The 6,212-nt window shown below is 62.9% G+C and carries 6 protein-coding genes; 4 read left to right on the top strand and 2 right to left on the bottom strand.

The genetic code is table 11. The annotated features are described in order from the left end of the window. Window positions 1-924, bottom strand: a 924-nt coding sequence (locus tag Q0072_RS07020; protein WP_298327656.1) for a LacI family DNA-binding transcriptional regulator, incomplete at its 3' end; no start/stop codon positions are given. A 302-nt stretch (window positions 925-1,226) separates the two neighbouring features. On the opposite strand from Q0072_RS07020, the gene Q0072_RS07015 reads away from it, so the two are divergent. The 4 genes from Q0072_RS07015 (at window position 1,227) to Q0072_RS07000 (ending at window position 5,614) form a co-directional block, all read left to right on the top strand. Further along, window positions 1,227-2,714 (top strand): UxaA family hydrolase, encoded by a 1,488-nt coding sequence (locus tag Q0072_RS07015; protein WP_298327659.1) that lies wholly within the window; start codon window positions 1,227-1,229, stop codon window positions 2,712-2,714. Between the two features lie 122 nt (window positions 2,715-2,836). Further along, a complete protein-coding gene (locus Q0072_RS07010) occupies window positions 2,837-4,276 on the top strand; it encodes a mannitol dehydrogenase family protein (protein ID WP_298327653.1) in 1,440 nt (479 codons plus the stop codon). A gap of 82 nt (window positions 4,277-4,358) precedes the next feature. Continuing rightward, entirely contained in the window at window positions 4,359-5,192 is an 834-nt protein-coding gene (locus Q0072_RS07005) for a prolyl oligopeptidase family serine peptidase (RefSeq protein WP_298327650.1), read from the top strand. Further along, on the top strand, window positions 5,189-5,614 hold the full coding sequence (locus Q0072_RS07000) for a GNAT family N-acetyltransferase (protein ID WP_298327648.1): 426 nt from the start codon (window positions 5,189-5,191) through the stop codon (window positions 5,612-5,614). Before Q0072_RS07005 ends, Q0072_RS07000 begins: the two co-directional genes overlap by 4 nt. A 37-nt stretch (window positions 5,615-5,651) precedes the next feature. Here Q0072_RS07000 and Q0072_RS06995 read toward each other — a convergent pair. Further along, window positions 5,652-6,212, bottom strand: a 561-nt coding sequence (locus Q0072_RS06995) for a carboxylesterase family protein (protein ID WP_298327645.1), incomplete at its 5' end; no start/stop codon positions are given.

Here is a 6,212-nt window from a genome sequence, read left to right as displayed (position 1 = left end):
GGCGGCGATGGGGGCGTCGTCATAGCCGACCACGCTGAGGTCATCGGGCACGCTAAGCCCTAGTTCGGCGGCGGCCTTATAGACACCCACCGCCATTTCGTCGTTGGAGCTGAAAATCGCGGTCGGGCGCGGTGATTGCGACAGCAGGGCCTTACCGGCCACGTACCCCGACTCGAAGGTATATTCCCCCTGCACGATCAGGGCGGCATCGAGCGTCAGGCCGCGCGCCGTCAGCCCCTCATCGAAGCCTTGCCGGCGTTGACGCGCTGAGGCGTAACCCGCCGGGCCGGAGATGAAGCCGATGCGACGGTGCCCCAGATCGGCCAGATGTTCTGCCGCCGCACGGCAACCCATGCGGTCGCGCGACACCACCTGCGACGAGACGATGGGTGGCGTGTTTTCTTCGCCGGGCATGGCGGTGATGCGCACATAGGGCACGTCGAGATCATCAAGCGCCGCCAGCAGTTGGCGGTTTTCGGCAATGGGCGGCAGGACGATCACGCCGGACAGGCGCTGCAACTCCACGAAGTCGCGGATTTCGTCGATAAAGTCTGGGCTGCTCTTGTCACAGGGGTGGACCACCAGTTCGGTGCCCGACCCCCGGATGCAATCCAGCACGCCGTTCTGGATATTGATGACGTACTGGGCATTGGGGTTGTCATAGACAAGGCCCAGCAGGAAGGAGCGGCGAAAGGCCAGGCCGCGCGCCTGCGGGTCCGGCTTGAAACCGATGCGGGCGATGATGGCATTGACCTGATCGCGGGTTTCGGCGCGTACTGACGGCGAATGGTTGATGACGCGTGACACCGTCTTTTTCGACACCCGCGCCAGAGAGGCCACATCGTTGATCGTCGCCTTCTTGCGGCGCTTCAGGAAATCTTCGACGGGATCGGGGGCGCCTTCGGGAAGAGCGGTCGTGGTCATCTGTGGGTTTTGCTTCCGGCCTGAATTGCAAAACGGCCCGTACAAAAGTCCGTTTCATCTGTTATATTTAGCGGTAAAGGGCGGTTGCGGGCAAGCGCGCAGATTTTCCGTCCGTAGCCCTGTTACGCCTCTTGCCTATCTACCGCTTTCAGAGGTATGACACCGGTTACCAACCGTCAACATAAAAAACAGCGTTCGCGAACTCACAACAGAGGGTGTCGGACGTCAGAAAGCTAGCGATTATGCCAGACGAGTCCCCCTCCTGCGCGACCCTTGGCCCTAAGGACATCAAAGCCCCAGCGATGGTGCGCTATGTGCGCGTGCATGCCACCGACGATGTGGCGATTGCGGTCGAAGCGCTGAGCGCCGGGGAGGTGTTGGATTTTGGCGATGTGCAACTGACGCTTGGCACCGACATCCCCAAGGGGCACAAGATCGCCCTGCGTGACATCGCCGTGGACGCGCCGGTGCTGAAATTTGGCTTCCGTATCGGGCACGCCATCGCGCCGATCAAGGCGGGTGAGCACATCCATACGCACAATCTGGCCACCTCGCTGACGGGCGTGGAAGATTATGACTATGTGCCTGTGGCCGCCGAAGGGCCGGGTTCTCACCCCGATGCGCGTACCTTTATGGGCTATCGCCGCGCGGATGGCAGGGTGGGTATCCGCAATGAAATCTGGATCTTGTGCACGGTCGGCTGCGTGGCGCGCACGTCTGAGCGGCTGGCCAGGGTGGCGAGCGAACGCTTCAAAGGCCGCGTCGATGGCGTCTATGCCCTGACCCATCCGTTGGGCTGCTCGCAACTGGGCGACGACCTCAACCATACGCGTAAGCTGCTGGCGGCGCTGGCGGCGCATCCCAATGCCGGCGGCGTGCTGATCGTCGGTCTGGGCTGCGAAAACAATCAGCTCAGCGCCCTGATCGGCGAGATCGAGGGCCGCACGCCGGATCGCCTCAAATATTTCGCCGCCCAGATGGTTGAGGACGAGCACGAGGCGGGCCTTGAGGCGCTGGAAGAACTTGTGAAGGTGGTTGAAAAGGATCAGCGCGAACTGTGCGACGTTTCGGACCTCGCTATCGGCGTCAAATGCGGTGGCTCGGATGGCTTTTCGGGCCTGACCGCCAACCCGCTGGTCGGTCGCGTCGCCGACATCGTGGCTCTGGCCGGCGGGCAGTCGATCATGACCGAAATCCCCGAAGTCTTTGGGGCCGAGCGCATCCTGATGGCCCGCGCCAAAGACGAAGGGGTGTTTCATCAGGTCGTCGATGTGGTCAACGACTTCAAGCAATACTTCCTCGACAACAACCAGCCGGTGTTTGAAAACCCATCGCCGGGCAACAAGGCCGGGGGCATCACTACGCTCGAAGAAAAGTCGCTGGGGGCCGTACAAAAAGGCGGCCTCAGCCAGTTGACCGAGGTGCTGCGCTACGGCGAACGCGCCACGCAGCCGGGGCTGTCGCTGCTCGAAGCGCCCGGCAATGACGCCGTGTCTTCGACGGCGCTGACGGCGGCCGGGGCGGTGATCGTGCTGTTCACCACCGGACGCGGCACGCCGCTGGGCTTCCCCGCGCCGACGCTGAAAATCGCCTCCAACACCGCGCTAGCTGAAAAGAAACCGCACTGGATCGACTTCAATGCCGGTCAGGCTCTGGAGGGCAAGACGTTGGATGAAACCGCCGATGACCTGATGGATCTCATCCTGCGCGTGGCGTCGGGTGAACGGTCCAACAACGAAAAGAATGACGAGCGCGAAATCGCCATCTGGAAGAATGGTGTCACTTTGTAGGTATCATGGGGAAAACGACGTTTCCCCTGTGCACCACCTTCGCTATAATAGAGAAAATTCCCTGGGGCGGCCCGTCGGAATTTTTCACAGTTTAGCTGATTACATAGCCCGAAAGAAACCGCATGACCCGCCTGTCGCTTGCCACCCTGTCCGATCTCTCTCCGGACGTGATCAAACCCGCCTATGATCCGGCGAAGGTCTCGGTGGGGATTGTCCATTTCGGCCCCGGGGCCTTTCACCGCGCCCATCAGGCGGCCTTTGTCGATGCCCTGCTGGGCTCAGACCCGCGCTGGGGTATCTGCGGCGTGTCGCTGCATTCCAAGGGTGTGCGCGATGCGCTGGCCCCGCAGGACGGCCTCTATACGCTGGCCATTCTCGACGAAAAGATCGAATATCAGATCCTCGGTTCAATGCGCGAAGTGCTGGTCGGGCCCGAAGACATCGAAGCCGTGCTGGAGCGCCTGACGCGCCCCGAAGTGCAGATCGTCACCTCGACCGTCACCGAGAAGGGCTACTGCCTCAATCCCAACTGGGAACTCGATTTTGCCCATCCGGACATTGTGCACGACCTCGCCCACCCGCAAACGCCGAAATCCTATATCGGCTATGTGGCCGAAGGCCTGCGCCGTCGCTATGCGGCGGGCCTTTCGCCCTTCGTGCTGATCCCCTGCGATAACCTGCCCAAGAATGGCCACCGCCTGAAGGCCGCCGTCGTGGCCTTTGTGGCGAAGACGGATGCGGCGCTGGCTTTGAGGATCGAAGCCGATCTGGCCTGCCCCTGCACCATGGTGGACTCCATCACCCCGGCCACCGACGATGCCCTGCGTGAGCGCGTCAAGGCCGCCATTGGCCTCGAAGACGCCTGGCCGATCCAGCGCGAAGCCTTTACCCAGTGGGTGATTGAGGAACACGTTCACGACGGCGGTCCGGACTGGGCCTCGGTCGGCGTCATCCTGACCGACAATGTCCCGGCCTATGAACGCGCCAAGCTGCGCCTGCTCAATGGCCCGCATTCGACGATCGCCTATACCGGCCTGCACAAGGGTATCGAGAGCGTGTCCGAAGCCATGAAGGATGCCGAGCTGGCGCAACTGGCGCGTGACCTGATGCTGAGCGACGTGGTGCCGTTGCTGGAAGCGCCGAAGGGCCTTGATCTGACCGCCTATTCCGAAGCCATACTGAAACGCTTCCGCAATCCGGCCATCCGTCACCTTCTGTCGCAAATCGCCTGGGACGGCTCGCAGAAGCTGCCGATCCGCCTCTTGTCGTCCTTGTCCGAGGCGCTGGAAAAGGGGCAGGACGTGAGCCGCTTTGGCGTGCCACTGGCGGCGTGGATGCGCTTTATCCGCGCCAGGGCCGTGGCGGGTGAGACGATCACCGACCCGCTGGCCGATGAGCTGATCGCCATGGGCAAGGGGCTGAAAGACGACCTGTCGGACGTGGCGACCTTCCTTGCCTACCGTAAGGTCTTCCCGGAAGCGCTGGCGAATGACTCCCGCGTCATCGCCGCCGTCGAAGGGGCCTATCAAACGCTCCTGTTGCGCGAACAGGTGGCGGCGTAATCGCATGGCCGGGGAGGGATAAGACAGTTGACGCCTCTGCGCCCCGGCATTACCGCTTGCCCCTAAGAAGAAGGACAAGCCCATGCCGAACGCCCGCCCTGTGTTGCCCGTCGAATCCCCTGTGCCGGACCACGTGATCGCCTTGTCCGACGGCGCACCCAATGCGCTGGAGGGGCAGTGGCCTGACCGCGTGCATAAGCAGGTCACGCGCGCCGAACTGAGCGTGTTCAAATCACCGACTCCGGCGCGCGCGCGCGCCCTCGTCTATGGTGGCGGCGGCTATATCAATCTTGTGCACGACCGCGAAGGGCTGGAGGTTGCCCTATGGCTCAATGCGCAGGGTATCGACGCCTATGTGCTGACGCATCGTCAGCCGGGGCAGGCGGATGCGAACGGCGGCGTCTGGCCCTATGACATCGCTTTGAACGACGGCTTCAAGGCGCTCGATTATCTGGAAAGCCTTGCGCCCCTGCCGCTTCTGCACGTGGGCCTGTCGTCGGGCGGGCATCTGGCCGGCGTCATGGCCTGTCAGGACCACGCGCAAAAGGCGAAAGGCGTGCTGATCGCCTATGCGCCCATCAATGCCAATCACCGCGACTATAAGGCCCCGGCGGGCAAGCCCGACTATCCGCCCGCCGAAAAGCAGGCCTTTTACGACGCCTGGCCTATTGGCATCGCCGGGGAAGCGCACGGTATCCCGCAAATGCCGGTGTTTCTGGCCTATGCCCTGCACGATCAGATCGTGCCGGTCGATCACGCCCTGAACCTGATCAGGGCCATGCAGCAGACGGGTGGCGACGTCGATGCCCACATCTTCCCGCAGGCCCCGCACGGCTTTGCGCTGCGCGACCTTAACGGCACGCACGATCAGTGGCCGTCACTGGCCGCCCGCTGGATCGACAAGGTGCTGGGGTGATCCGGACAGCGACCACCGCCGATGTCGCCGCCCTGACGCGCATTTGGGAAGAGTCGGTGCGCGCCGCCTATGATTTCCTCGCTGAGGGCGATATCGACTTTTACCGCCCCTACCTGCTGGCCGGGCTGATGGATGGCGAGGTGTGGGTGGCCGAAGACGACGGTGCCCCCGCCGGCTTTTGCGTGCTGGCCGGTGAGAACGCGCTGGCTATGCTGTTTGTCGATCCGGCCCGTCAGCGGCGCGGCGTGGGGCGGGCCCTGATCGCTAAGGCCCACGCGCTGAAAGGGCCGCTGATCGTTGAGGTCAACGAGCAGGTCACGGGCAATGTCACCTTCTATCAAAAGTGCGGATTTGCGGTGACCGGGCGGTCAGACACCGACGCGGCGGGCAATCCCTATCCGATTGTGTTTATGGCGCAGTGATACCGGATGCGGTCAGCCTCTTCGGCCGTTGTATGCGTTAAGTGCCTGACTGGATAAACGGCACCTTTTCAAACAGCTTACGTTCTTCGCCGCGCGGATCATTCGCCATTTGCGGCGTCAGGTCCATCAGCATCGTCTGACGCTCCGGCAGGCTGTAGGGCGTCCAGTCGGGCAGGGCGGAGGTCTGCGGTGATCCGTTGCGTGCAAAGGCGATAAAGGCGTCGGAGAAGAGGTCGGCCATGCGCCGGGCCTCCGGGCTGTCGGTCGAGATGGCGTCCGGCACGGCCGTGGTGCGGAAGACCAGCGGAATGTCGATCGTGTGTGGCGCGCCCAACCGCCCGCCGTCCTTGGGGGTTTTCCAGTCCGCCTGATAGACAAAGGTTTTGGCCCCGACCTTGGCGCGTTCTTCGGCCTCGATAATCGCCCCGCGCCACGACCGCCCCGCCGTTGTTGCGGCGAAATAGACATCGGTCGGCGTCATCTGCGGATAGAGTTTGCGATAGGTGTCGATGACGTGCCACGGGTCGATATCGACGCGGTAATTGGGCGGCAGTTTCTCCGGCAGGTCTTCCCAGGTCAGGTTCTGAAAGGCCGGATT

The organism is Asticcacaulis sp. (genome assembly GCF_027484505.1).
Lineage (GTDB): Bacteria > Pseudomonadota > Alphaproteobacteria > Caulobacterales > Caulobacteraceae > Asticcacaulis.
Note: the sequence above shows the minus strand (reverse complement) of the source record. Positions and strands in the feature narration are given on the sequence as shown.

Bases quoted from the DNA above. Each gene is read 5' to 3' on its own strand.
- Q0072_RS07005 (WP_298327650.1), top strand. From the start codon at position 4,359: ATGCCGAACGCCCGCCCTGTGTTGCCCGTCGAATCCCCTGTGCCGGAC.
- Q0072_RS07015 (WP_298327659.1), top strand. From the start codon at position 1,227: ATGGTGCGCTATGTGCGCGTGCATGCCACCGACGATGTGGCGATTGCG.
- Q0072_RS07010 (WP_298327653.1), top strand. From the start codon at position 2,837: ATGACCCGCCTGTCGCTTGCCACCCTGTCCGATCTCTCTCCGGACGTG.